The sequence below is a fragment of the Nocardia grenadensis genome (genome assembly GCF_050942415.1).
Taxonomy (GTDB): domain Bacteria; phylum Actinomycetota; class Actinomycetes; order Mycobacteriales; family Mycobacteriaceae; genus Nocardia; species Nocardia grenadensis.
Map to the genome: position 1 here is coordinate 1,672,311 of NZ_CP192054.1, position 22,678 is coordinate 1,694,988.

The window sequence follows — 22,678 nt, forward strand, 5'->3', positions numbered from 1 at the left end:
GCGGCGACTGAGGGTAGGCGGCCGAATGCCACCGAGTATCCTGAGGCGGCGGATGAGTCGGCCGGGCGGTCGCGGCGCCGGGAACGGACACCCCAGTGGTGTCACGCTCGGTGCCGAGGAAAGTCCGGACTCCACAGAGCAGGGCGGTTGCTAACGGCAACCCGGGGTGACCCGCGGGACAGTGCCACAGAAAACAGACCGCCCACGGCCCGCGAGGGCCGTGCGGTAAGGGTGAAACGGTGCGGTAAGAGCGCACCAGCGCCCCGGGTGACCGGGGCGGCTCGGTAAACCCCGCCCGGAGCAAGGTCGAAGATCGCACCTCGCGGTGCGGTTGCGCAGGTGTCCGAGGGCTGCTCGCCCGAGCCTGCGGGTGGACCGCTCGAGGTACCCGGCGACGGTGTGCCCAGATGGATGGCCGCCCCCCGGTGCGAACCGGGGACAGGATCCGGCTTACTGGCCGGCTCGTCCGCACCACGTCTGTCCTCCCCCCGGTAGCCCGTGCCCAGCCGGTCCTCGCAGACGTTCTCGATGGTGGAGGCGGGGAACTGGACGGAATGGGAACCGGGCGTACGATCTGAGTTTCACAGTGGGGGCCGCCGAGTGCCCCGTGCCGTCACCCGGGGAACACGATGAGAGCCAGACAATTCGCCGCCGTTGCAGCCGGGGCCGCCGTGTGCGCACTGTCGGCCTGCGCCGCCGATGACGCACCGACCGGTCAGGGCCCGCCCATGACCGTTGTCGCCGGCGAGCAGACCTCGGCTGCGAGCGTGCCTCCCGCGACGAAAACGCGCGGGCTGTACGACCCGGCCGAGACCGCGGTCGGTCAGTCCGGGTTGGCGGCGTTCATCGTATCGGTGGCGGAAGTGAACTCGCACGTGGGTTCGGTGACTGTGATAACCCTGCAGATCGAGAACCGCACCGGGCAGGCGTGGAGCGGCCGGAACTGGACGACGCCCACCGTGGTGTACGGCGACGACGGCACACCGGCCCAGCACGTCAGGTCGCCGTCGGAGGGGTTCGGGGACGGTGTGCAGGGAACGATCCCGCCCGGCAGCCGCCAGACGGTGAAACATGCGTACAAGGTGAGCAAGGCTCAGCTGAATCCGGCGGTGGTGACCGCGGGCAGTGTGCTGTGGCAGGGCGATTTCTCGAAGTTCCACCGATGAACCCGTCCGGGCGGATGCCGGGCCGATGATCCGCGCAGGTTCAGGACGGAGATGAGTATGGCGATTCTGATCACCGGTGCCACCGGCAATATCGGCCGTAAGGTCGTCGATCAACTACTGCTGCGCGGCGCGACCGATATCCGCGCGCTCACCATCGATCCGGCGAGGGCGGCGCTGCCGGCCGGCGTCGAAGCGGTTCGCGGATACCTGCGCAGACCCGAGACGCTGCCCGCCGCGCTCGACGGGGTGGACCGGATGTACCTGGCATCGATCCAGGACGGGGCGGGCGAAGTGGTCGAAGCGGCCCGTATCGCGGGGGTGCGCCATATCGTCGATCTATCCGGTGAACCGGACAGCTGGTGGGGTGCGATCGCGAGGGCGGTCGAGGCGAGCGGGGTCGGCTGGACCCATTTGTGGCCCGGGGACTTCATGGAGAACACGGGTATGTGGGCGCAACAGATCCGGGAGACCGGTGTGGTGCGCGAACCCGATCCCGCGGCCGGTAGTACGCCGATCGCGATGGACGATATCGCGGCGGTCGCCGCGGTCGCGCTGACCGAGGACGGTCATCGGGGCCGGGCGTACGCGCTGACCGGTCCGGAGAAACTGAGCCGGGCCGAACTGGTACGGGAGATCGCCGCCGCGCTGGGCCGCACGATCGATTTCCTCCGCGTCACCCCCGCGGAGGCCGTACGGGCGCTGCGCCCGGCGATGGGCGACAACGCGCAATGGTATGTCGAAAATGTCCTCATCGGGCTGGAGAACAACACCTTGCCGCCGAACCGGGTCGTCGAAGAAATAGTCGGTCGCCCCGCGACGACCTTCGCGCAATGGGCCGCGCGATATGCGATCGAATTGTTCGGCGAGGACGACGTCCGCGGGCGATGATCGGAAAAACCACCGTTTCGCCCGGGCCGCTCGATTCGTGCCACTCGTCCTTTTCCGGTGAATTCGACGACGTGGCACGACTACGAAATTCACCGGGGCGCGGAGCGGCGCTCGGCTACTCGCTCGGGCACATGACGGCGACCATCTGATACACGGCCCGGGTTTCGGCGTTCGTCGCCTCGGTGGCGCCCGCCGCGAGCCGGTCGGATACCGCGGCGACCACCTCCTCCTCCGGTTCGCCGGCCCGGATCTCGGCGCAGGTCTCGGTGAAGATCCCGGTGATCGCCGCATCGTCGCGGCCCTCGGCCAGGCCGGGGAAGGCACCGCGGAAGCCGATAACGAAGGAACCGGCCTTGACCCGGTCTATCTGCGCGGATTCGGGAGTCGCGGCGGCCGTCGTCGCGGCTGCCGCCGGGGCCGGATCGGCGCCGGTGCTCTCACAGGCGGCGACGGCGGGCAGGACCGCGACGAGGAGGGCGGTGAACAAGGGCAGAGGTCTGTACACGGCCGGATGGTAACTCCGCGAGATGGACACCGTCCCCCGCCGGGCGGGGGACGACGTTCATCCAGCGGCCACTCAGGCCGAGGGACCGATCACGAACATCTGCGCGAGGGACGCAGCCTGCTGCGGACCGACGAGGGGGAGCAGATAGTCATAGATGAGAGTGGACATACGTGAGAAAACTCCAGCTCGGATGTAGTCGGACGCTTACGGTTCGCCACAGTATCAGTTGCCCGGCGCGCACGAACTTTTCCGGCGGGATTCGTGCACAACTGGCATAAATGGTGATTGCCGTCATAAAGTATGCGGGGTCGGCAGGCTCGCCCGGTGCCCTGGAGTTCGCGGAACGAGCCGATTCATACCTATCGGAAGACAGGTCACAACACATATGCGGGTAGCACGTACCTTGGCAACCGGAGCTTTGATGGCCGGGGCCGCATCTGTTCTCGCTACCGTGGGCGCCGGCTCGGCCGGTGCCGTCGCGGTGACACCGCTGCCCGGTGGAGTGCGGGTGGATCTCAGCCCGGCGGATACCCGCTGGGTGGATCAGAACAATGTCGGGCAGATGGTGGCGGGTATTCCGCATCCGTCGGCTCCGTCGTTCGGTCAGGCGCTGGACGCGGCCGCGGCCGTTTCCTCGACCTACCCGAACGGCCGGGTGACTTTCACGGTGTTCGGACCGCTGCACGAACTGAGCGGCTCGATGCTGGCATTGCAGTAGTCGGTACGGATTTCCGTACCGCCGGGCCGGTACCGGGGCGACCCGGTACCGGCCCGGCTGGTTTCCGGCCGGGGCCGCGACGATGGCCCGCTGCGCGGGAGCGGGGAATCTTCGCTGCCGCTTCGCTGCCGCTTCGCTGCCGCTTCGCTTTCGGTGTCCGCGGCTCAGGCCGTGTCGATGGCGGCGGCCGCCACCGGATACTTCGCCAGGTGGCGGCCGGCCGCGGTGTCCTCGGCATCGGCGAGTGTCTCGAACAGGGCGGTATCCTCGCCCACCGCACGGGCTTCGGCGGCGCGAGCGCGCAGCGCGTCGTACGATTCGACCGCGTCCCGGTGATCGCCCAGCACGGTCTGCAGGTGTTTGGCGCGTTTGCCCAGATCCGCGGCGGTATCACCGAGCACCGCGGTGGCGGCCTCGCAGGAATACCGTAAACGTTTGGCGCTCTTGCGGATATCGTGCAGTAGCTCGACCCGGTCGGCGGGCGCCACGGTCGGCTCGGACCGCACCAGGCCCCGCACTCGTTTCCGGTCCTTGCGCAGTACCTTCTCGAACATCTCGGCGGCCGGTATCTCGTCCACCGATGCACGCAGTGGCGGCGCTTCGCGCCATTCCTCCAGTTCCCGCCGCATATCGCGGTACCGGTGGCTGTCCAGTGCCGTCAAAACCTCGCCGTGCGCGGCGGCGTACCGGTCGCGTTCGGCGCGGACCAGACGGTCGCGGGTGGGGGCGAGCGCGGCCGACGCGGGATCGGCGTAGCGGTCGAGCAGCGCGGCGAAACGTTCGGCGCGGACCTCCGCGTCACGCGCCACTCCCAGCAATCCGGCCAGCCACGCGAGTTCGGTGCGCATCCGGTTGTCGGCGTCCGGGTCGAGCAGTTTCTTGTAGGAGCGCAGCACACTGCGCAGCCGGCGGGTCGCGACCCGCATCTGATGGACCGAATCGTCGGCGTCGGTCCGCACTTCCGGTTCGGCGGTGCGCAGGCGTTCGATATCGGCACGCAGGGCATCGGTGAGGGCGTCGGCCGCCGTGCTCGGTTCCTCAGCCATGGTGTACCACCGCCGCGAACGTATCGGTCGCCTCGATCAGATGGTGGGTGATACCCGGTTCGGTGGCGGAATGCGCGGCGTCGTCGACGATGTGCAGGCGCGATCCGGGCCAGGCACGGTGCAGATCCCACGCGCTGACCGCCGGGCAGACGATATCGTGGCGGCCCTGCACGAGGACGGCGGGAATATGGGTGATCGCGCCGATATCGCGCAGCAGTTGAGCCTCGTCGAGGAAGCCGCCGTGCCGGAAATAGTGGTTCTCGATCCGGGCGAAGGCGAGGGCGAACCGGGTATCGGAGGTTTCGGCCATCCGCTCGGGGTCGGGGCGCAGCGTACTGGTGGCGCTCTCCCAGGCGGTCCACGCGAGGGCCGCCGTGGTGACGACCTCTGGATCCGCGGAATCGAACAACCGGTGGTAGGCCTCCACCAGATCGCCGCCGCGTTCGGCCGCCGGAACCGGGGCCAGGAATTTCGCCCACTCGTCGGGGTAGACGTGGCCGGCGCTGCCGTTGTAATACCAGTCGATTTCCTTGCGGCGCAACAGGAAGATCCCCCGGAGAACCAGTTCGGTGACCCGCTGCGGATACCGCTGCGCGTAGGCGAGCGCGAGGGTCGAACCCCACGAACCACCGAAGACCATCCACCGCTCGATACCGAGTGCGGTGCGCAGTGCTTCGATATCGGCGATCAGATGCGCGGTGGTGTTGACCGAGAGGTCGGCGCCGTCGGCGATATGTGGGGTCGAGTGGCCGCAGCCGCGCTGATCCAGCAGCACGATCCGGTAGCGGTCCGGGGCGAAGAACCGGCGGTTGTCCGGAGTGGTGCCGCCGCCCGGACCGCCGTGCAGGAACACCGCCGGTTTGCCGTCCGGGTTACCGCTGGTCTCCCAGTACACCGCCTGGCCGTCACCGACCTCGAGCATGCCTCGCTCGTAGGGTTCGATCGGCGGGTACAGCGGGCGCATCAGAACGCCAGGCCGGAGGCCAGATCGGGGAGTTCGAGCGCCTGGACGGCCTCGTCGTGCACATCGGGGCAGGCCTTGACGGTCACCCGGTCCACCACGGCCTTGTCGGCCAGGACCTGGGCATTGATCCCACCGTTGGTGAGCGCCCATTCGTGGACCATGGCGTTGAGCCCGATCCGGCCGAGCGTCGGGCCCTGGACCCGCCAGTTGGACAGCTCGGGACGCATCATGTCGCACAGGTTCTGGGCCGCCTTGTCGGAGACCTCGAGCGGGGTGGCGGGTGCGGCGCTACTCGTGGTCGCCGAGGTGGTGGCGGAAGCGGACGAGGCGGCCGGAGAGGTGTCCTCCGAACCCGTCTGCACACCGCCGCACGCGGTGAGCAGTATCGCCCCGCACACTCCCGCCACCGTGAGGGAACCCCGTGTTGTCCAAGCGCGTCGCCGCATCAGTACCTCAGAACTCGAGAGTCGAAACCGTCGACACCGAGTTTGCCATCCCGCGCCGGAGAGGGGGACCCGTCACGAGCCCGGACCGGAGTCAGAAACTGTGTTCCGGACCCGGGAACGTGCCGCGGCGCACCTCCTCGGCGTAGGCGGCGGCCGCCCCGCGCAGTTCGTCGCCGACCGCGGCGAACCGCTTGACGAACTTGGCGGTCTTCCCGCTGGTGAATCCGGCCATGTCCTGCCAGACGAGCACCTGGGCGTCGCAGTCGGCACCGGCGCCGATACCGACGGTGGGGATGGTGAGCTTGCGGGTGACCTGACCCGCCACCTCGGCCGGAACCATTTCCATCACCACCGAGAACGCCCCCGCGGCCTGGACCGCGATCGCGTCGGCGAGCAATCCCTCGGCGCCCTCGCCGCGGCCCTGGACACGGTAGCCACCCAGGGTATTGACGCTCTGCGGGGTGAAACCGATATGCGCCATCACCGGGATCCCGGCGGCGGCGAGCTTCCTGATCTGGTCGGCGACACGTTCCCCGCCCTCCAGTTTCACCGCGTGCGCGCCGCCCTCCTTCATGAACCGGGTGGCGGTGGCGAGGGCCTGCTCGGGGGAGCCCTCGTAGGTACCGAACGGCAGGTCGGCCACCACCAGGGCGTGCGGGGCGCCGCGCACCACACCGCGGACCAGCGGGATCAGCTCGTCGGTGGTGATCGGTACGGTGGTCTCGTACCCGTACACCACATTGGCGGCCGAATCGCCGACCAGTAGTACGGGAATGCCGGCCTCGTCGAAGAGGCGGGCGCTGGAGTAGTCGTAGGCGGTGAGCATCGCCCAGCGTTCACCGGTCGCCTTCATCTGTTGCAGATGTTGGACGCGGGTGGGTCGCCGGGCCGGTTTCGCCGCCGCGGCGGCACCGTAGGCGGGTGTTTCCGATGTGGAATCGGGCGTGCCTGATGAATCGGACATCATCGTCCCTTTCGTCTCCTCGAGGCCCTGATCGGGTCCCCGGGTCTGGTTGACGTCCTCCAGTGTGCACCCCCGGCCGAGCCCGGATTAAGCCCGCGACCAGGTGCGGTTGGTCACATCCCCGGGTCCGGGCCGGATCCGGCTAGCATGGCGGCAGTGCGGAGCGGGTGTGGAGTGCCGGCGGGTGTGCTGGCGGTGCTGGCGGTAGCGACGGTGCTCGTCGCGGGATGCGCGGACGAGGCCCCGGAACAACAACCGGACCCGCCCGCGCCGGTCCCCGCCGAGCTGAGTCGTTTCTACAGTCAGACTCCGGCCTGGGAGCCGTGCGCCGGTTACACCGACCCGGGGGAAGCGCTGCCGCCGGCGGCGCAGTGCGCCCGCGTCGAGGTCCCCGTCGACTACGGCGACCCGGACGGCCCTACCGCGCAGCTGGCGGTGTCCCGGATGCGCGCGACCGGAGACAGGATCGGTTCGCTGCTGATCAACCCCGGCGGGCCGGGTATGTCCGGGTTGTCGACGGTGATGCTCGCCGGCGGGACCGAGCTGGCCGATCGGTTCGACCGGGTGGGGTTCGATCCGCGCGGGGTCGGCGCCTCCACACCCGCGGTCGACTGCCTGACCCCGCGGGAAGCCGATGCCGAGCGCGCCGAACTCCCGGAGCCCAATACGCCGGAGGGGATCGCCGAGGCCGAGACCGAGAACCGGGAATACGCCGACCGCTGCGTGGCGCGCACCGGTACGGAATTCCTCGCCCATGTCGGCACCCGCGAGGTGGTCCAGGATATGGATGTCCTGCGGGCGGTATTGGGCGATCGGAAACTGACCTATCTCGGCTACTCCTACGGCACCCGGCTGGGCAGCGCGTACGCCGAGAAGTTCCCGGGCAATATCCGTGCCATGGTCCTCGACGGCGCCATCGATCCCTCGCAGGACCCGGTCGCCGAATCGCTGCGCCAGGCGGCGGGTTTCCAGAAAGCCTTCGACGCGTATGTCGCGGACTGCGTCGGGTCACCGGACTGCCCGCTCGGTACCGATCCGGCGCAGGCCGTGCCGCGGTTCCGGGCGCTGGTGGATCCGCTGTGGAACGCGCCCGCGGCCACCACCGACCCCCGCGGCCTCAGCTACGACGATGCGGTAACCGGCGTGCAGCAGACCCTGTACGGTGCCGACTTCTGGCCGGTGCTCACCATCGGGCTCACCGAGTTGGCCCAGGGCCGCGGCGATACGCTGCTACAGCTCGCCGATATGTACAACGGCCGCCGCGACGACGGCACCTACAGCAATCTCACCGACGCCTTCGACGCGATCCGCTGTGTGGACGACCCGCGGGTCACCGATCGCGCGGTCGCCGGCCGGCAGGACACCGAATACCGCCGGGCCGCCCCGTTCCTGGACGACGGCCGCGGCACCGGAGCGGCGCCGCTGGAACTGTGCGCCCAGTGGCCGGTGCCCAACACCAGCCGGCCGCACGACATCTCCGTCGAGGGACTGCCTCCGCTGGTGGTGGTGTCCACCACCGGCGATCCGGCCACGCCGTACCAGGCGGGCGTCGACCTCGCCCACCAGCTCGGTGCGGCACTGATCACCCACGAGGGCGACAGCCACACGGTGGTCTTCAACGGCGGCGCCACCTGCGTCGACGATGCGGTCGTGAGCTACCTGGTGGACCTCGAGACCCCTGCAGAGGGCCTACGCTGTTGATCCGACACACAGCGCAGCGCGTCATGTAACACGGATTTAACGCCGGGTGCCTACTCTCGCGGTCATGGATCGCCAGAAGGAATTCGTGCTGCGGACGCTCGAAGAGCGGGATATCCGCTTCGTACGTCTCTGGTTCACCGACGTACTGGGCTACCTCAAGTCCGTCGCCATCGCGCCCGCCGAGCTCGAGGGAGCTTTCGAGGAGGGCATCGGCTTCGACGGCTCGGCGATCGAAGGGTTCGCCCGGATCTCCGAGGCCGATATGGTGGCCCGGCCCGATCCGTCGACCTTCCAGGTGCTGCCGTGGTCCTCCAGCAAGGGACACCAGCATTCCGCCCGGATGTTCTGCGATATCACCATGCCCGACGGGTCGCCGTCGTGGGCCGATCCGCGTCATGTGCTGCGGCGTCAGCTCAACAAGGCCGGTGATGTCGGATTCAGCTGCTATGTGCATCCGGAGATCGAGTTCTTCCTGCTGAAGAACCAGCCCGACGGGGTGGACCCGGTCCCCGCCGACAACGGCGGCTTCTTCGACCAGGCGGTCCACGATTCCGCGCCGAACTTCCGGCGCCACGCCATCGACGCGCTCGAATCCATGGGTATCTCGGTGGAGTTCAGCCATCACGAGGGCGCGCCCGGCCAGCAGGAGATCGACCTGCGCTACGCCGACGCCCTGTCGATGGCCGACAATGTGATGACCTTCCGCTATCTGATCAAGGAAGTGGCCATCGACGAGGGCGTGCGCGCCACGTTCATGCCCAAGCCGTTCGCCCAGTACCCGGGCTCGGCCATGCATACGCATATGAGCCTGTTCGAGGGTGAGGCGAACGCCTTCTCCGATCCGGACGACCCGGACAACCTGTCCGCGACGGCTCGCGCCTTCATCGCGGGCATCCTCGAACACGCGCACGAGATCAGCGCCATCACCAACCAGTGGGTGAACTCCTACAAGCGGCTCATCCACGGCGGCGAGGCGCCGACCGCGGCCTCGTGGGGCCGGTCCAACCGTTCGGCGCTGGTCCGCGTGCCCATGTACACCCCGAACAAATCGTCGTCGCGGCGCGTCGAGATCCGCAGCCCCGATTCCGCCTGCAACCCGTACCTGAGCTTCGCGGTCCTGCTCGCGGCGGGCCTGCGCGGTGTGGAGAAGGGGTACACGCTGCCGCCGGAGGCCGAGGACGACGTCTGGTCGCTCACCGCTGCCGAACGGCGTGCCATGGGGTTCAAGGAACTGCCCGGCACCCTGGACGAGGCACTACATGCGATGGAGCGTTCGGAGCTGGTCGCCGAAACGCTCGGTGAGCACGTGTTCGACTTCTTCCTGCGCAACAAGCGCCGGGAGTGGTCGGATTACCGCGCCCAGGTGACGCCGTTCGAGCTGCGCGAATACCTCGGGCTCTGATCCCTTCCCGTCTCCGCCCGGCGCCCTCGCGGTCGCCCGGCGGGCGGGAGACCCGGGTCGCGGGCGGCGAACATGCCGCCGACACCGCTGCCGGTCACGGCCTCGTTTCTCGGTCCGGTGGCCGGTCGCTCCGGCACCCGGACCGGCCGGCCCCGTGACTCCGCGCCGGTGCGTGCCGGCGACCGTAGGCGACCGAGGGGTCCGGCACATTCCGGGCTCTGTTGTCGGTACCTTGAGCTCATGGTCCGTCCACCGTCCGCCCGGTCCGCCGTCCCCGGTGTCGGCCGCCTCGGATTGCTCGAACCGTCGGCTGCCGACTCGCTGAAAACCCTCGGCTGGGACAATATCGAGAGTATTCCGGTGTTGTGGTCGCTGTCGCGGTCACCGGACGCCGACCTCACGCTGAACACGCTGATCAGATTGTCCGAGGCGCTCGGGAACGACTGGGCCGAACTGGATTCGGCGATCCGGGCCGAGACGATGCTGCGCGGCCGGCTGTTCGCGATGCTGGGTTCCTCCACCGCGCTGGCCGATCATCTGGTGGCCGATCCCGGGGCCTGGGTGCTGCTGCGCCGAGAGGAGCTCCCCGGCCGCGATGAGCTGATCGCCGATCTGCTCGCGGTCGTCGGCGGCGAACCGGAGTCCGGGCCCAATGCCGCGCCGATGCTGTACCGGGCCACCGAATCCGGACCGGAAGTGGTCGCGGCACTGCGCAAACGGTACCGCGATCAGCTCATGCTGCTGGCCGCTGTGGATCTGGCCGCCACCGTCGAGGACGAGCCGGTGATCCCGTACGAGCTGGTGGGGCGCCAGCTCACCGCGCTCGCCGATGCCGCGCTCACCGCCGCGCTGGCGGTCGCGGTGGCCCGGGTGTGCCGCGATGGTCCGTGCCCGGTGCGGCTGGCCGTGATCGCCATGGGCAAGAGCGGCGCGTGCGAACTCAACTACGTCAGCGATGTCGATATCGTCTTCGTCGCCGAACCCGCCGACCCCGTCGCCACCCGGCTGGCCGCCGAACTGATGACCGTGGGTTCCTCGGCCTTCTTCGAGGTCGACGCCGCGCTGCGGCCCGAGGGCAAGGCCGGCGCCCTGGTGCGCACCCTCGATTCCCATCTGGCCTACTACCAGCGCTGGGCGCGGACCTGGGAGTTCCAGGCGCTGCTCAAGGCCCGGCCGATGACCGGCGATCTGGAACTCGGCGAGCAGTACCGCTCCGCCACCGACGCACTGGTGTGGACGGCCTCCGAACGGCCGGATTTCGTCCCGGATGTGCAGGCGATGCGCCGCCGGGTGGAGGATCTGGTGCCCGCCGAGCTGCGCGAGCGCGAACTCAAACTCGGCAGCGGCAGCCTGCGTGATGTGGAGTTCGCGGTGCAGCTGCTGCAACTGGTGCACGGCCGGGTCGATCCGAAACTGCACGTCCAGGGCACCGTGGAAGCCCTCGCGGCGCTCGCCGCGCGCGGATACGTGGGCCGCGAGGACGCCGCGAACCTCACGGCCTCCTACGAATTCCTGCGGCTGCTCGAGCACCGGCTGCAGTTGCAGCGGCTCAAACGCACCCATACGTTGCCCGCCGACGACGACGAGGAAGGTATGCGCTGGCTGGCCCGTGCCGCGCATATCCGCCCCGACGGCAGACACGATGCCGCGGGCGTGTTGCGGGCCGAGCTGCGCCGGCAGACGGGCCGGATCCGCCGGCTGCACACCAAACTCTTCTACCGGCCGCTGCTGGAATCGGTGGCCCGGCTGGATTCCGACGCGCTGCGCCTGAGCCCGGACGCCGCCGTCCGGCAGCTCGCCGCGCTCGGATACGGTTCGCCCGAGCACGCGCTCAGCCATTTGCGTGCACTGACCAGCGGTGTCTCGCGCAAGGGCCGGATCCAGGCGGTGCTGCTGCCGACCCTGCTCGAGTGGCTCGGCGAGACCCCCGACCCCGACGCCGGGCTGCTCGCCTACCGGCGCGTGTCGGAAGGGCTGGTGGATCAGGACTGGTATCTGCGGGTCCTACGCGACGAGGGGGCGGTCGGGCAGCGGCTGATGATGGTGCTGGGCTCCTCGGCGTATCTTCCGGATCTGCTGATCAATGCCCCCGAAACCATCCGCATGTACGCCGACGGCCCGCACGGACCGCTACTGCTGCGCACCCAGCCGGTCGAGGTGGCAGGCGGCATCCTCACCGCCGCCGACCGCTACACCGACCCCAAACGGGCCGTGGCCACCGCCCGCTCCCTGCGCCGGCACGAACTCGCCCGGGTGGCGTCCGCGGATCTGCTGGGCCTACTGGACGTGCCGCAGGTCTGTGCCGCGCTGTCCGCGGTGTGGGTCGCGGTGCTCGAGGCGTCGTTGCGCGCGGTGATCCGGGCCAGCGTCGCCGACCGTGGCGCGCCCGCACCCGCCGATTTCGCGGTGATCGGCATGGGCCGGCTGGGCGGCCGGGAACTCGGTTACGGCTCCGACGCCGATGTGCTGTTCGTCTGCGATCCGCGGCCCGGCGAGGACGAGCATGTCGCCGTGAAATGGGCCAACGGTATCGCCGAGCAGGTGCAGAAACTGCTCGGCGCCCCCAGCACCGACCCGCCGCTGCAGGTCGACGCGGGCCTGCGGCCGGAGGGCCGCAGCGGCGCCCTCGTGCGCACCCTGGCCGCCTACGACGCCTACTACCGCCAGTGGGCGCAGCCGTGGGAGGTGCAGGCGCTGCTGCGCGCCCACCAGGTGGCCGGTGATCAGCAGCTGGGTCTGCGCTTCCTGCACACGATCGACGCGGTGCGCTATCCGGCGGGCGGCGTCTCCGCCGACGCGGTCCGCGAGATCCGCCGTATCAAGGCCCGGGTCGATTCCGAACGGCTGCCCCGCGGCGCCGACCCCGCCACCCACACCAAACTGGGTCGCGGTGGTCTCGCCGATATCGAATGGACGGTGCAACTGCTGCAATTGCGGCACGCGCACGAGATCCCGGCCCTGCACAACACATCGACGCTGGAATCGCTCGATGTGATCGAACAGGAGGAACTGCTGAGCCCGGTGGACACCGACCTGCTGCGTCAGTCCTGGCTCACCGCGACTGCGGCCCGCAACGCGCTGGTCCTGGTACGCGGTAAACCCTCCGACCAGTTGCCCGGCCCGGGCACCACGCTGTCGGCGGTGGCCCGGGTGGCGGGCTGGCCCACCGACGACGGTGGCGAGTTCCTCGACAACTATCTGCGGATCACCCGCCGGGCCAGGGCTGTGGTGGAACGGGTCTTCGGTGTCTGACCGGAGGTCAGTGCCCGGAACCGGGTGACCAGATCCTCCAGCGCTCGGCGGTCCTCCAGATCGGCCGGGCGATAGCCGCCCGCCGCGGTGACCGTCACCGGGGTGTCCCGTTCGATGCCGAGCGCCGACCAGCACCAGGAACGCGGCAATGAACAGGTTCCACTTCGCGCCTGACCGCAGGCACTACTCTGCGGTGACCCGCGCATCGAGCCACGCCACCACATCGGCGAGTACCTGATCGCGCTCGGGTTCGTTGAAGATCTCGTGGTAGAGCCCGTCGTAGCGGCGGACGGTGAGATCGGTGGTGCCCGCGCGCTGTTCGATCCGGTCCGTACTCGCCGGGGCGGCGATGGCGTCGCGGGTGCCGTGCAGCGCGAGCGTCGGAACCCGTAACTCCGGTAGCCGGTCGAGCACGGCGCCGGCCGCCGTGAGGATCTCGGTCGCCGTGCGGGCGGGCAGCTTCCCGCGGAACACCAGCGCGTCGTTGTCGTAGGCCGCGACGACCGTCGGGTCCCGGCTGATCTGCGACGAATCGAGTTTCAGCACACCCAGGTTCGGTGCCAGCCGGGTGAGCACCGGGGCGAGCAGCCGCTGCACCGGATTTCCGGCGTCGATGATCAAAGGCGGTGCCGAGACCACCACCCCGGCCGCGTCCAGCGGCGCCCTGGTCGCCAGGTACAGGGTGATCAGGGCACCCATGGAATGGCCGATCACGAATGCCGGCACGCCGGGGTGTTGCGCGCGCGCCAGCTCGAGCAGAGCCGCCACATTATCGGCGGCATTGCCGACCGACCCGATATTGGCCCGCGTGCCCGCGGCGGCGGATTCCCCGTGTCCCACATGGTCGAACGCGTACACCGCGAAACCGGCGGTCGCCAGGGTCCGCGCGACGTACTCGTAGCGACCAGAATGCTCGGCCACTCCGTGGACGAGGACGATCACCCCGCGCGCCGGCGTCGCGGGTGCCCAGGAACGCCGGCTCAGCCGGTGCCCGGCGTGCTCGAACTCCCCGCGCGTCATTCGTATGTCCTGGTCGCTGGTCACCGGATCCTCCCTCGACGCTGTACATGTGGTGCGCGGCGGCCACGGTGAAGGCGCAGGCACCACCTCATCGGAACTCCTTCACGGCCGGCGCCCCCCGGTCGGCGGAAGCCGTGGTGAGGGCACAACTTCATCGCATCTCCTTCGGAGCTGGTCCGTATGGTCGCGGCAGCTGTGGAGGTATCTCCTCAGCCGGCCTGTTCCGGCTCGGCGAGTGCGGTGAGCAGCCGCCGGTTGAAGTCGATGAGCCGAGCGTAGTTCACCCGCGACAGCCGCTCGTCGTTTCCGTGGATCCGTTCCAGATCCGCGGCCGTCAGCCGGATCGGGGCGAAATTGCAGCGCGTGGCGGCGAGATCGTCGTAGTGGCGGGAGTCGGTGGCGCCGGGAACCAGACCGGTGGTCACCGCGGCGCCGGGCACCACCTGTTCGGTGAGGCGCGCGATCAGGTCGAACCGCGGGCCGGGGCCGGTCGCGGGGGAGGGCTCGGACGCCATCCCCACCAATTCGATCCGCACCTGCGGGTCGCGGACCGTCCGGCGGCAGTGCGCGAGTACCGAAGCGACGGTGTCGCCGGGCAGGATCCGGAAGTTGATCAGTGCCTCGGCCTGCTGCGGCAGCACATTCGCCTGCACGCCGCCGCGGATCACCGTCGGCGCCGTGGTCGTCCGCACCAGCGCCTCGGTCTGCGGGGTCCCGGCCATGATCCGGGTGATCACCGGCGCCGCCAGCGCCGCGAACCCGAGCAGCCGGCGTTTGGTCGTGGGCAGATGTGGGCGCAGGCGGGCGAGCATATCGGTGACCACGGGCGTCACCCGGAGCGGCATCGGATCGTCCTGGATCCGGCTCACGGCGCGGGCCAGCCGTCCGACCGCGGTCCGCCGGCCGGGCATGGACGAATGCCCGCCCTTCTCCGATACCGACAACCGGACGGTGGCGTAGCCCTTCTCCCCGACCATGATCGTGGCCACCGGACCGGTCACGTCGTTCACGATGCCCTCGGTGACCACCCCGCCCTCATCGAGCAGCAGGTCGGCGTGGACGCCCAGCTCCCGCAGCCGGGCGGCCATCCGGACGGCGCCGCGGTCGCCGAAGACCTCTTCGTCGTGGCCGAACGCCAGGTGAACGGTGTGCCGGGGTCGCACCCCGGCGGCGAGGGCGGATTCGGCCGCCTCCAGGATGGCCAGCACCCGGCTCTTGTCGTCGATCGCGCCGCGACCCCAGATGAACTCCTCGTCCACCACGCCCGCGAACGGGGGATGGGTCCATGGGGCCGGATCGTCCGCGGGCACCACGTCCTGGTGCGCGAGCAGGATGGCGGACGTCCGGGAGGGATCCACACCCCGCCAGGTGTAGAGCCGGCTGTGCCCGAAGCGCTTGAGTTCCAGTTCGGCATGCACCCGGGGGAACGACTGCTCCAGGTGCTCGGCGAGGCGCCGGAACTCCGCATCGGCCGCCGTACCGGACCCGTCGCCGCCCGGCTCGGGCTCTTCCCGGGACACCGTGACGCACCGCAGCGCCACGGCCAGCCGCTCCGCCGTCGCGTCGTCGACCGGGGTGCCGGCCGCCGGATCGGCCTCCAGTTCGGTGGACATCCCTGCATTCTCCTCGCCCACACAACCCCCTGCCCGGGCTGTCCGCCGGGGCGGTGCCGGTCCGCGGGCACCGCCGCCCGTGGTCGGAGCCCGTCCCGTGGCCGGAGCGTCGCGGGCCGGGCATTATTCTGGGAGCCATGGCAGCAGGCAAGCCCGACAAAGAGGCGAAGGCCGCGGCGAAAGCGGCGCGCAAAGCACAGTCGAAGGAACGTCGTCAGCAGATCTGGCAGGCGTTCCAGATGCAGCGCAAAGAGGACAAGCTGCTGCTGCCGCTGATGATCGGTGCGGTGGTCGTCACCGCACTGGTGCTGTTCGGTATCGGCTTCCTCTTCGGTGCGCAGTGGTTCCTGCTGCCCTTGGGCCTGCTGCTCGGTCTGTTGTTCGCCTTCATCATCTTCGGTCGCCGTGTGCAGAAATCCGTCTACGGGAAAGCGGAGGGCCAAGCCGGTGCCGCCGCGTGGGTGCTGGACAACCTGCAGGGCAAATGGCGGGTCAGCAACGGTATCGCCGCCACCACCCAGCTCGACGCCGTGCACCGGGTGATCGGCCTGCCCGGGGTGATCTTCGTGGCCGAAGGGTCGCCGCAACGGCTGCGGTCACTGCTGGCCCAGGAGAAGAAGCGCACCGCCCGGCTCATCGGCGACACCCCGATCTACGACGTGGTGGTCGGCAACGAGGAGGGGCAGGTCCCGCTGAAGGAACTCCAGCGTTACCTGACCAAACTCCCGCGCAATATCGACACCAAGCGGATGGACCAGATCGAGGGCCGGCTCAGTGCGCTGAGCTCGCGCAGCGGGGGGCCGGCCATGCCCAAGGGGCCGATGCCGACCAACGCCAAGATGCGGGGTATGCAGCGCACCATCCGCCGCCGCTGACCCGGTGGCTCGGCGCCGCGCGAGCGCGACCTGCCGCCGCCTGTGGTGATCGGTCAGCGAGAACGCACCACCGCGGTGCCGGTCGCCCGGTCGTGCATGCCACGTCCGTCCGCGTCGGTGAACAGCGCGGGGATCACGAACACCAGCAACACTTGGCGGCCGAGCGCCCGCAGGAACCCGACCGGCGCCTCGGCATCGACGCGGGCCACCCGGATGCGCAGGAAATATTGCCCGGGCGTGAACCCGAACAGCGTCACCGCCGCCACCCCGATCACGAACCAGAGCCCCAGGTTCACCGACGAGGCCGGCATGCCCTGCGCGATCAGCGCCGAGATACCGACCGCGATGAGCCAGTCCACCAGCATCGCGACCACACGGCGGAACATCCCCGGCAGCGACCCGGCGCCCTCCCTGGGCAGGCCCAGACCGGCCCCGGCGAAATCGTCGCTGCCGGTACCGGGGGCGACGGGGGGTCCGGAGAGCCAGGAACCGGTGATACGTGCCATGCACCCCAGAATAGGCGTAACCTCCACCTGCGCTCCGGCCTGCGCTCCCGCGTACCCCGGCCCGCGCATCCGGCCGTGCGCTGTCGGACCCCTCCGCGTTCGCTCCGGTCGTGCGCTGTTCGTATACCCGTGCATCCATTCGCCGGGCGCGGATTGTGGACAGGCTGCGCCTCGACCGCGCATTCGGCGGTATGTCCGGCGCCCGACCGACGGGCGGCCTCCGTAACGTGGGATTCCCGCTGGATTCCGGGCATAAAAGGCAGCCCCGAACCGGTCCGGACCGAGGTCCCCGAACCGAACCCGCAGTTCGTGGCGTGGCCGAGGACACGCCGTCGACCCGACGTGTAACACTGGCGAAACACACTCTTGACTGGCGGGAAACACCCTGTCCATAGCGTCGGGTCGCGACGCCCCGCACTCGATACTGGCTGGGAATCTATCCGTAAGGAGAACCAAGTGACGTTCAGCACGGCCGACGAGGTCATCAAGTACATCGCGGACTCGGAGGTCGAATATGTCGATATCCGCTTCAGCGATCTGCCCGGTGTGCAGCAGCACTTCTCCATCCCGGCGAAGGCCTTCACCGCCGACCTCGCCGAGGAAGGCCTCGCCTTCGACGGTTCTTCGGTACGCGGTTTCCAGTCCATCGACGAGTCCGACATGCTGCTGCTGCCCGACTTCAGCACCGCGCAGCTCGACCCGTTCCGTGCGGCGAAGACGCTCAATATGAACTTCTTCGTACACGACCCCTTCACCCGTGAGGCGTACTCGCGCGACCCGCGCAATATCGCCCGCAAGGCGGAGGAGTACCTGCGCTCGACCGGTATCGCCGATACCGCCTTCTTCGGCGCCGAGGCCGAGTTCTACATCTTCGACTCGGTGCGCTACGACTCGCAGATGAACGGTGCCTTCTACCAGGTCGAGTCCATCTCCGGCTCGTGGAACACCGGTGCGGCCACCAACCCCGACGGCAGCCCCAACCGCGGCTACAAGGTCCGTAACAAGGGCGGGTACTTCCCGGTCGCCCCCTACGACCACTACGTCGACCTGCGCGACAAGATCTCCACCAACCTGCAGAACGCCGGTTTCGAGCTGGAGCGCGGCCACCATGAGGTCGGCACCGCCGGCCAGGCCGAGATCAACTACAAGTTCAACACCCTGCTGGCCGCGGCCGACGATCTGCAGCTGTTCAAGTACATTGTCAAGAACACCGCCTGGGCCGAGGGCAAGACCGTCACTTTCATGCCCAAGCCGCTCTTCGGTGACAACGGTTCGGGCATGCATGCCCACCAGTCGCTGTGGAAGGACGGCAAGCCGCTGTTCCACGACGAGGCCGGCTACGGTGGCCTGTCCGACCTGGCCCGCCACTACATCGGCGGCATCCTGCACCACGCCCCGTCGCTGCTGGCGTTCACCAACCCCACCGTGAACTCCTACCACCGCCTGGTCCCCGGCTACGAGGCCCCGATCAACCTGGTGTACTCGCAGCGCAACCGTTCCGCCGCGGTCCGCATCCCGGTCACCGGGAACAACCCGAAGGCCAAGCGCATCGAGTTCCGCGCGCCGGACTCCTCGGGCAACCCGTACCTGGCCTTCGCCGCCATGCTGATGGCCGGCCTGGACGGCATCAAGAAGAAGATCGAGCCGCTGGCCCCCGTCGACAAGGACCTCTACGAGCTCCCTCCGGAGGAGGCCAAGAACATCCCGCAGGCCCCCACCAGCCTCGCCTCGGTCGTCGATCGCCTCGAGGCCGATCACGAGTACCTCACCGAAGGCAATGTCTTCACCGAGGACCTGATCGAGACCTGGATCAGCATCAAGCGTGAGCAGGAAATCGCCCCGGTGAACCTGCGGCCGCACCCGTACGAGTTCGAGCTCTACTTCGACGTGTAAGCCTGACCTGCGGTTTTACCCCTGATTCCGGCCTGCGGTACGCAGTGGGTACGCAGTAGAAGGTTTCGAGTCCACCCGCTCAGTGATCCCAGACGCGATCACTCGGCGGGTGGACTCGTCTGTGTCGGGCCAGAGATGGCCGTAGGTATCGACCTTCTGCTTGCCCATCGGAGGAGTGGTCCGCTTTGAGCACGGATTGCGGCCGAGAATGCCGTCGAGCACTGCGTCGCCGAGGATCTGCGAGAGGCGCCCGTGCAGCGCGTAGCTCACGGCCACTTACCGGGGAACTATCTGGCCGCCGGGGCTGGCACGTAGCAAACGATCGGGCGACGGAACCCGGCGAAAATGCAGCAATGAGCGCGCGTTCGGTGCGCCCGCGTGGCGTGCGGCGACGTCGACGACCAGATTCGTGGAGTCCGGGCGGTCAGACCGGCCCGTGGGGATAAGCGAGATCGTAAGTGTGGGATAGTTTCTTGGGGACGAGCATCCGCCACGCATCGACGACGAGTTCACGAGCCTCGGTCGGGTCCAGGGCCGCTCACGTGACCGCGAGATACCGCTCCGGGCGAGGAACTCCATCGGTAACGAACTTCGAGTGGCCTGCGACACATAGTCGGCGTGGGCGATGAGATCTCGACGAGCCTCCCGTCTCACCTATCGAGTTCGTAACCAGCGAGGAGATCGAGAATGGCCACCACCCCGAAGGGACCTGCGTCCTACTTCCCGTCCATCGAGGCCAAGTACGGCCGCAGCATCGAGGAGTGGAAGGAGGTTCTCCGTGCCGCCGGGTCGACCTCGCACAAGGAACTCGTCGAATTGCTGAAGTCCGAGCACGGGTTCGGGCACGGGCACGCGAACGCACTCGTCCAGCATCATCTTCATCCCGAGAAATGGGCCGCGGCCTGACCTGATCCGTTCGGGTCCCGGTAGGAGCACCGGTACGTACGAGGGGTGCTGCGGATGTTCCGCATCGTCATCGAATGCTCCTGCCGGAACGCCCTGTCCGTCGAGCCGTGGGTCGAGGGTCGCTTTCCGGGTGGGGCGGCATGGGCACCGCACCCGGCTACGGTCGTGTCAGGATTCCGGCGGGACGATCGGCGGGCTGAATACCTCTTCCAGCGGCTTGGGTCCGGTGTAGCGGCGGCAGTTGCAGCCGACCCATACGCGCAGTTCGTGAATGTCCTTGCGACGGAGTTGCGCGTGACATTTACCGGTCTCGCGGTCGTGCATCGCCAGGTCGTGGCCGTGGCCGCAGCGGGCGGTGACTGCGTTCTTCGATCCGGTCCGTCGCCGCGAGCCGAACCGGCCGCCAATCCAGCCGATTGCGATCAGGCCGGCGCCGACCGCGAAGCTCAGTGGATCCATGGAAAGTGGACGTATACGCATAGATCGGGGCCGATGGTCGCCATGCTCGGGCAGCGCTCGTCGCTGCCGAACGGGGATCGGCCGCGGCTACCTGCTCACCGAGCCCGTGGGCGGTTGCTTGACGAAGCCGACGATATTGCCCGAGCCCGCTTCGTATTCCCTGCGCGCGACCCTATCGCTGGAGTTGCCTTCGATTGTGTAAATGGTTTCGCCGTCTTTTCTCTCCACGATGCCGATATGGTCGGGAGTGCCGTCGCCTTCCCAATCGAAAACGATCAGATCACCGGGTTCGGCCTCAGCGGCGGTCGCCTGTAGTTTCATCGCGTGGGCGTCGTTCCAGATGGCCGGTACATAGTTGGGGTTGGTCCAGTCGACGTCGTAGCCGGCCTCCTTCCACAACCAGCTGGTGAAGGCCGCGCACCAGGGCCCGTTGATGTTGTAGGGCTTGCCAGCCACATAGTTCGTGCCCGACTCGGCGACACCGAGTTCGCCTCTGGCCGCTGACAGGATGGTGCCGGTGGGGTCGTTCGGATCGGTGATCCGGTAGCTGGCGGTACTGGGGGTCGGCCGGTAGACGGGACTCAGCGGCACCCCGCCGCCGGTGCGATAGCGCTCCGGGACCTGCGGGACCGCTCTGTCGACATCGCGGGCACGGTTCTCGATTTCGATCGCCGCTTTCTCGACTTCGTCGTAGACCCGGCCGACGGCAATGAGTAGCGAACGGAGCAAACCGGCTTCGGTGGCGGCGGACAACCGGTACACCCCGTCCTCGCCCTTTGTCGTCGGGTGCGCGCCGTTCAGGGCGTCCTGCAAATCCTCCACGATCGCCACGATGTTCTGGTAGGTCTGGTTCGAGGTGTGGAAGGCCGAGACCTGGGAGTCGTCGACATCCCGGTTCTGTCGTTCGAGTTCGGCCGTCCGGTCCTTCACCTCCTGGCGCCGGTCGGAATAGTCGTCGACCAGCACCGACTCACCATCGGGCTCGTCGAGTCCCTTTTCGCTGAGCAATCCCTTGCCGTCCAGCCAGGCAACGAAATCCAACTGGTCGCCCGGAGTGCCGGAGGCCAGCAGCAGGATCGACCGCTGGATGTATTCCTCGACGGCATCGATGATCGCGTTGAGGCCCGGACTGGCGCCCTCGGGGTGTGGCAGCCTGACCTCGAGCTTTTCCACGGTGGTCGGGCTCATCCGGATCCTTTCTCTGCGCGGCCGGCGAGGCCACGGCAACGAATCGGGGACATACCGCTATCGGGCCTGCGGCCCACTCCGGTGGACACTCGAGCGCGACATACTGCGGTTAACGGACATTCTCGGCGCCGAGAATTGTTCTCGCCAGTCGGCGGATTCCCGGTAGCGGGTTTATTTCCCGCGGCTACAGGGAGCCGTGGCCCGTGGGCAGGGTCCGCTCGCGCCCCGCCCGCGGCTACGATCGGGCATTCGAACAGGAGGTTTCGTGGAACAGCAGGCGCATTTCCTGACGCTCGCGACGGCCGATCTCGACGCGGCCCGCCGCTTCTATGTCGACGGTCTCGGCTGGGAACCGCTGCTCGACGTCCCCGACGAGATCATCTTCTTCCAGATCGCGCCCGGTCTGGTCCTGGGCTTCTTCGAGGCGGCGAAGTTCGCTGCCGATATCTCCGACGGTTCGGACCGCGCCGCGGTCTCGGGCCTGACCCTCTCGCACAATGTCGGCAGCCGCGATGAGGTGCGCGATACCGTGGACGCCGTGGTCGCCGCCGGTGGCACCGTGCTCAAACAGCCGCGGGACAGCGAATTCGGGGGAATATTCAACGGTCATGTCGCCGACCCCAACGGCGTGGTCTGGGAAATCGCGTACAACCCCGCGTGGCGGATCGACCCGGACGGCTCTGTCGTATTGAGTTGACGCGTGGCAGCAAATCGCCCGGGACGGCATCGGATTCCGGGAGGGGTGACCGGATCGGCTCCGGTGCCGCGCCCCGAAACGTAGTCTTCCGGGTACCGCCGCACCGGCCACGGTGCGCACCGGCACGAAGAATCGGAGTTGGACACATGGTGATTCGGGAACGACTGGCACCGGCCTCGGTCGATTCCGTGCCCACCACGGTCTACGGGGAACCGTTCGAGACAGCGGACGGTGCCATCGTCATCACTGTCTCCCGCCGCGGCTGGCTTCCCGGTTCGGCGATGCGGCCCGCGGGGATCTTCGTGGTACGCGACAGCGCGGCCACCTGGGTTCCGGCGGTGGACGTCAACCGGATAGCGCAGCTTGGTGAATGGATCGGGTTGCTGGCCGCCGTGATCGCCGCGCTGGCGGTGCTGCGGCGTCCGCCGTGGCCGGACCTCTCCTACCACCACGGCTCCTGAATCGGCGC

Annotated in this window: 22 protein-coding genes and 1 other RNA gene; 12 read left to right on the top strand and 11 right to left on the bottom strand. The window is 68.6% G+C overall.

Annotated features, from left to right (window positions below):
- Positions 1-53: 53 nt before the first annotated feature.
- From rnpB to ACQPYS_RS07540, 3 genes are all read left to right on the top strand, one after another.
- Positions 54-469, top strand: an RNA gene (rnpB, locus tag ACQPYS_RS07530) — RNase P RNA component class A.
- Positions 470-728: 259 nt separating this feature from the next.
- A complete protein-coding gene (locus ACQPYS_RS07535; RefSeq protein WP_431938570.1) occupies positions 729-1,166 on the top strand; it encodes a hypothetical protein in 438 nt (145 codons plus the stop codon).
- Positions 1,167-1,223: 57 nt separating this feature from the next.
- On the top strand, positions 1,224-2,054 hold the full coding sequence (locus ACQPYS_RS07540; protein WP_433492107.1) for an SDR family oxidoreductase: 831 nt from the start codon (positions 1,224-1,226) through the stop codon (positions 2,052-2,054).
- A 115-nt stretch (positions 2,055-2,169) separates the two neighbouring features.
- Here ACQPYS_RS07540 and ACQPYS_RS07545 read toward each other — a convergent pair whose 3' ends face one another.
- Positions 2,170-2,559 (bottom strand): hypothetical protein, encoded by a 390-nt coding sequence (locus tag ACQPYS_RS07545; RefSeq protein ID WP_433492108.1) that lies wholly within the window; start codon positions 2,557-2,559, stop codon positions 2,170-2,172.
- Between the two features lie 421 nt (positions 2,560-2,980).
- On the opposite strand from ACQPYS_RS07545, the gene ACQPYS_RS07550 reads away from it, so the two are divergent.
- Positions 2,981-3,277 carry a hypothetical protein gene (locus ACQPYS_RS07550; RefSeq protein ID WP_245664590.1) on the top strand — a complete coding sequence of 99 codons (297 nt, stop codon included), beginning with the start codon at positions 2,981-2,983 and terminating at the stop codon, positions 3,275-3,277.
- Between the two features lie 164 nt (positions 3,278-3,441).
- Here ACQPYS_RS07550 and ACQPYS_RS07555 read toward each other — a convergent pair whose 3' ends face one another.
- The 4 genes from ACQPYS_RS07555 to panB form a co-directional block, all read right to left on the bottom strand.
- The gene (locus tag ACQPYS_RS07555) at positions 3,442-4,323 is read right to left on the bottom strand and encodes a CHAD domain-containing protein (RefSeq protein WP_433492109.1); all 882 of its coding nucleotides are present in this window, start codon (positions 4,321-4,323) and stop codon (positions 3,442-3,444) included.
- Entirely contained in the window at positions 4,316-5,287 is a 972-nt protein-coding gene (pip, locus tag ACQPYS_RS07560) for a prolyl aminopeptidase (RefSeq protein WP_433492110.1), read from the bottom strand. Before pip ends, ACQPYS_RS07555 begins: the two co-directional genes overlap by 8 nt.
- Positions 5,287-5,685 (bottom strand): hypothetical protein, encoded by a 399-nt coding sequence (locus tag ACQPYS_RS07565; protein WP_265806733.1) that lies wholly within the window; start codon positions 5,683-5,685, stop codon positions 5,287-5,289. Before ACQPYS_RS07565 ends, pip begins: the two co-directional genes overlap by 1 nt.
- A gap of 139 nt (positions 5,686-5,824) precedes the next feature.
- A complete protein-coding gene (gene panB, locus ACQPYS_RS07570) occupies positions 5,825-6,697 on the bottom strand; it encodes a 3-methyl-2-oxobutanoate hydroxymethyltransferase (RefSeq protein ID WP_063036929.1) in 873 nt (290 codons plus the stop codon).
- A 147-nt stretch (positions 6,698-6,844) separates the two neighbouring features.
- Between panB and ACQPYS_RS07575 the strand changes: the two genes are divergently transcribed.
- The 3 genes from ACQPYS_RS07575 (at position 6,845) to ACQPYS_RS07585 (ending at position 13,052) form a co-directional block, all read left to right on the top strand.
- On the top strand, positions 6,845-8,398 hold the full coding sequence (locus ACQPYS_RS07575) for an alpha/beta hydrolase (protein WP_433492111.1): 1,554 nt from the start codon (positions 6,845-6,847) through the stop codon (positions 8,396-8,398).
- 64 nt (positions 8,399-8,462) lie between these two features.
- On the top strand, positions 8,463-9,800 hold the full coding sequence (glnA, locus tag ACQPYS_RS07580) for a type I glutamate--ammonia ligase (RefSeq protein WP_063036833.1): 1,338 nt from the start codon (positions 8,463-8,465) through the stop codon (positions 9,798-9,800).
- A gap of 240 nt (positions 9,801-10,040) precedes the next feature.
- Positions 10,041-13,052 (top strand): bifunctional [glutamine synthetase] adenylyltransferase/[glutamine synthetase]-adenylyl-L-tyrosine phosphorylase, encoded by a 3,012-nt coding sequence (locus tag ACQPYS_RS07585; RefSeq protein WP_433492112.1) that lies wholly within the window; start codon positions 10,041-10,043, stop codon positions 13,050-13,052.
- Here ACQPYS_RS07585 and ACQPYS_RS07590 read toward each other — a convergent pair.
- From ACQPYS_RS07590 to ACQPYS_RS07600, 3 genes are all read right to left on the bottom strand, one after another.
- The gene (locus tag ACQPYS_RS07590; protein ID WP_157107261.1) at positions 12,995-13,201 is read right to left on the bottom strand and encodes a hypothetical protein; all 207 of its coding nucleotides are present in this window, start codon (positions 13,199-13,201) and stop codon (positions 12,995-12,997) included. The two genes, ACQPYS_RS07585 and ACQPYS_RS07590, sit on opposite strands and share 58 nt — an antisense overlap.
- Before the next feature lie 34 nt (positions 13,202-13,235).
- Entirely contained in the window at positions 13,236-14,096 is an 861-nt protein-coding gene (locus ACQPYS_RS07595) for a lysophospholipase (protein WP_431938564.1), read from the bottom strand.
- A gap of 185 nt (positions 14,097-14,281) precedes the next feature.
- Positions 14,282-15,685: a M20/M25/M40 family metallo-hydrolase gene (locus tag ACQPYS_RS07600; protein ID WP_433492113.1), complete on the bottom strand. Its 1,404-nt coding sequence runs from the start codon at positions 15,683-15,685 to the stop codon at positions 14,282-14,284.
- A gap of 137 nt (positions 15,686-15,822) precedes the next feature.
- Between ACQPYS_RS07600 and ACQPYS_RS07605 the strand changes: the two genes are divergently transcribed.
- Positions 15,823-16,560, top strand: a complete 738-nt coding sequence (locus ACQPYS_RS07605) for a DUF4191 domain-containing protein (RefSeq protein ID WP_063036825.1) — start codon at positions 15,823-15,825, stop codon at positions 16,558-16,560.
- A 53-nt stretch (positions 16,561-16,613) separates the two neighbouring features.
- On the opposite strand, the gene ACQPYS_RS07610 is transcribed toward ACQPYS_RS07605, so the two are convergent.
- Positions 16,614-17,066, bottom strand: a complete 453-nt coding sequence (locus tag ACQPYS_RS07610) for an RDD family protein (RefSeq protein WP_433492114.1) — start codon at positions 17,064-17,066, stop codon at positions 16,614-16,616.
- Positions 17,067-17,522: 456 nt separating this feature from the next.
- On the opposite strand from ACQPYS_RS07610, the gene glnA (ACQPYS_RS07615) reads away from it, so the two are divergent.
- Both glnA (ACQPYS_RS07615) and ACQPYS_RS07620 read left to right on the top strand, forming a co-directional pair.
- A complete protein-coding gene (glnA, locus tag ACQPYS_RS07615) occupies positions 17,523-18,959 on the top strand; it encodes a type I glutamate--ammonia ligase (protein ID WP_063036821.1) in 1,437 nt (478 codons plus the stop codon).
- Between the two features lie 687 nt (positions 18,960-19,646).
- Positions 19,647-19,865 (top strand): DUF4287 domain-containing protein, encoded by a 219-nt coding sequence (locus tag ACQPYS_RS07620; RefSeq protein ID WP_431938561.1) that lies wholly within the window; start codon positions 19,647-19,649, stop codon positions 19,863-19,865.
- 168 nt (positions 19,866-20,033) lie between these two features.
- Here ACQPYS_RS07620 and ACQPYS_RS07625 read toward each other — a convergent pair whose 3' ends face one another.
- A complete protein-coding gene (locus ACQPYS_RS07625) occupies positions 20,034-20,324 on the bottom strand; it encodes a hypothetical protein (RefSeq protein WP_433492115.1) in 291 nt (96 codons plus the stop codon).
- 87 nt (positions 20,325-20,411) lie between these two features.
- Positions 20,412-21,512, bottom strand: coding sequence for a CHAP domain-containing protein (locus ACQPYS_RS07630; RefSeq protein WP_433492116.1), 1,101 nt, complete (start codon positions 21,510-21,512; stop codon positions 20,412-20,414).
- Between the two features lie 265 nt (positions 21,513-21,777).
- Here ACQPYS_RS07630 and ACQPYS_RS07635 point away from each other — a divergent pair, with 265 nt between their 5' ends.
- Positions 21,778-22,209 carry a VOC family protein gene (locus tag ACQPYS_RS07635; protein ID WP_063036812.1) on the top strand — a complete coding sequence of 144 codons (432 nt, stop codon included), beginning with the start codon at positions 21,778-21,780 and terminating at the stop codon, positions 22,207-22,209.
- A gap of 146 nt (positions 22,210-22,355) precedes the next feature.
- Positions 22,356-22,670, top strand: a complete 315-nt coding sequence (locus tag ACQPYS_RS07640; RefSeq protein WP_433492117.1) for a hypothetical protein — start codon at positions 22,356-22,358, stop codon at positions 22,668-22,670.
- Positions 22,671-22,678: the final 8 nt, after the last annotated feature.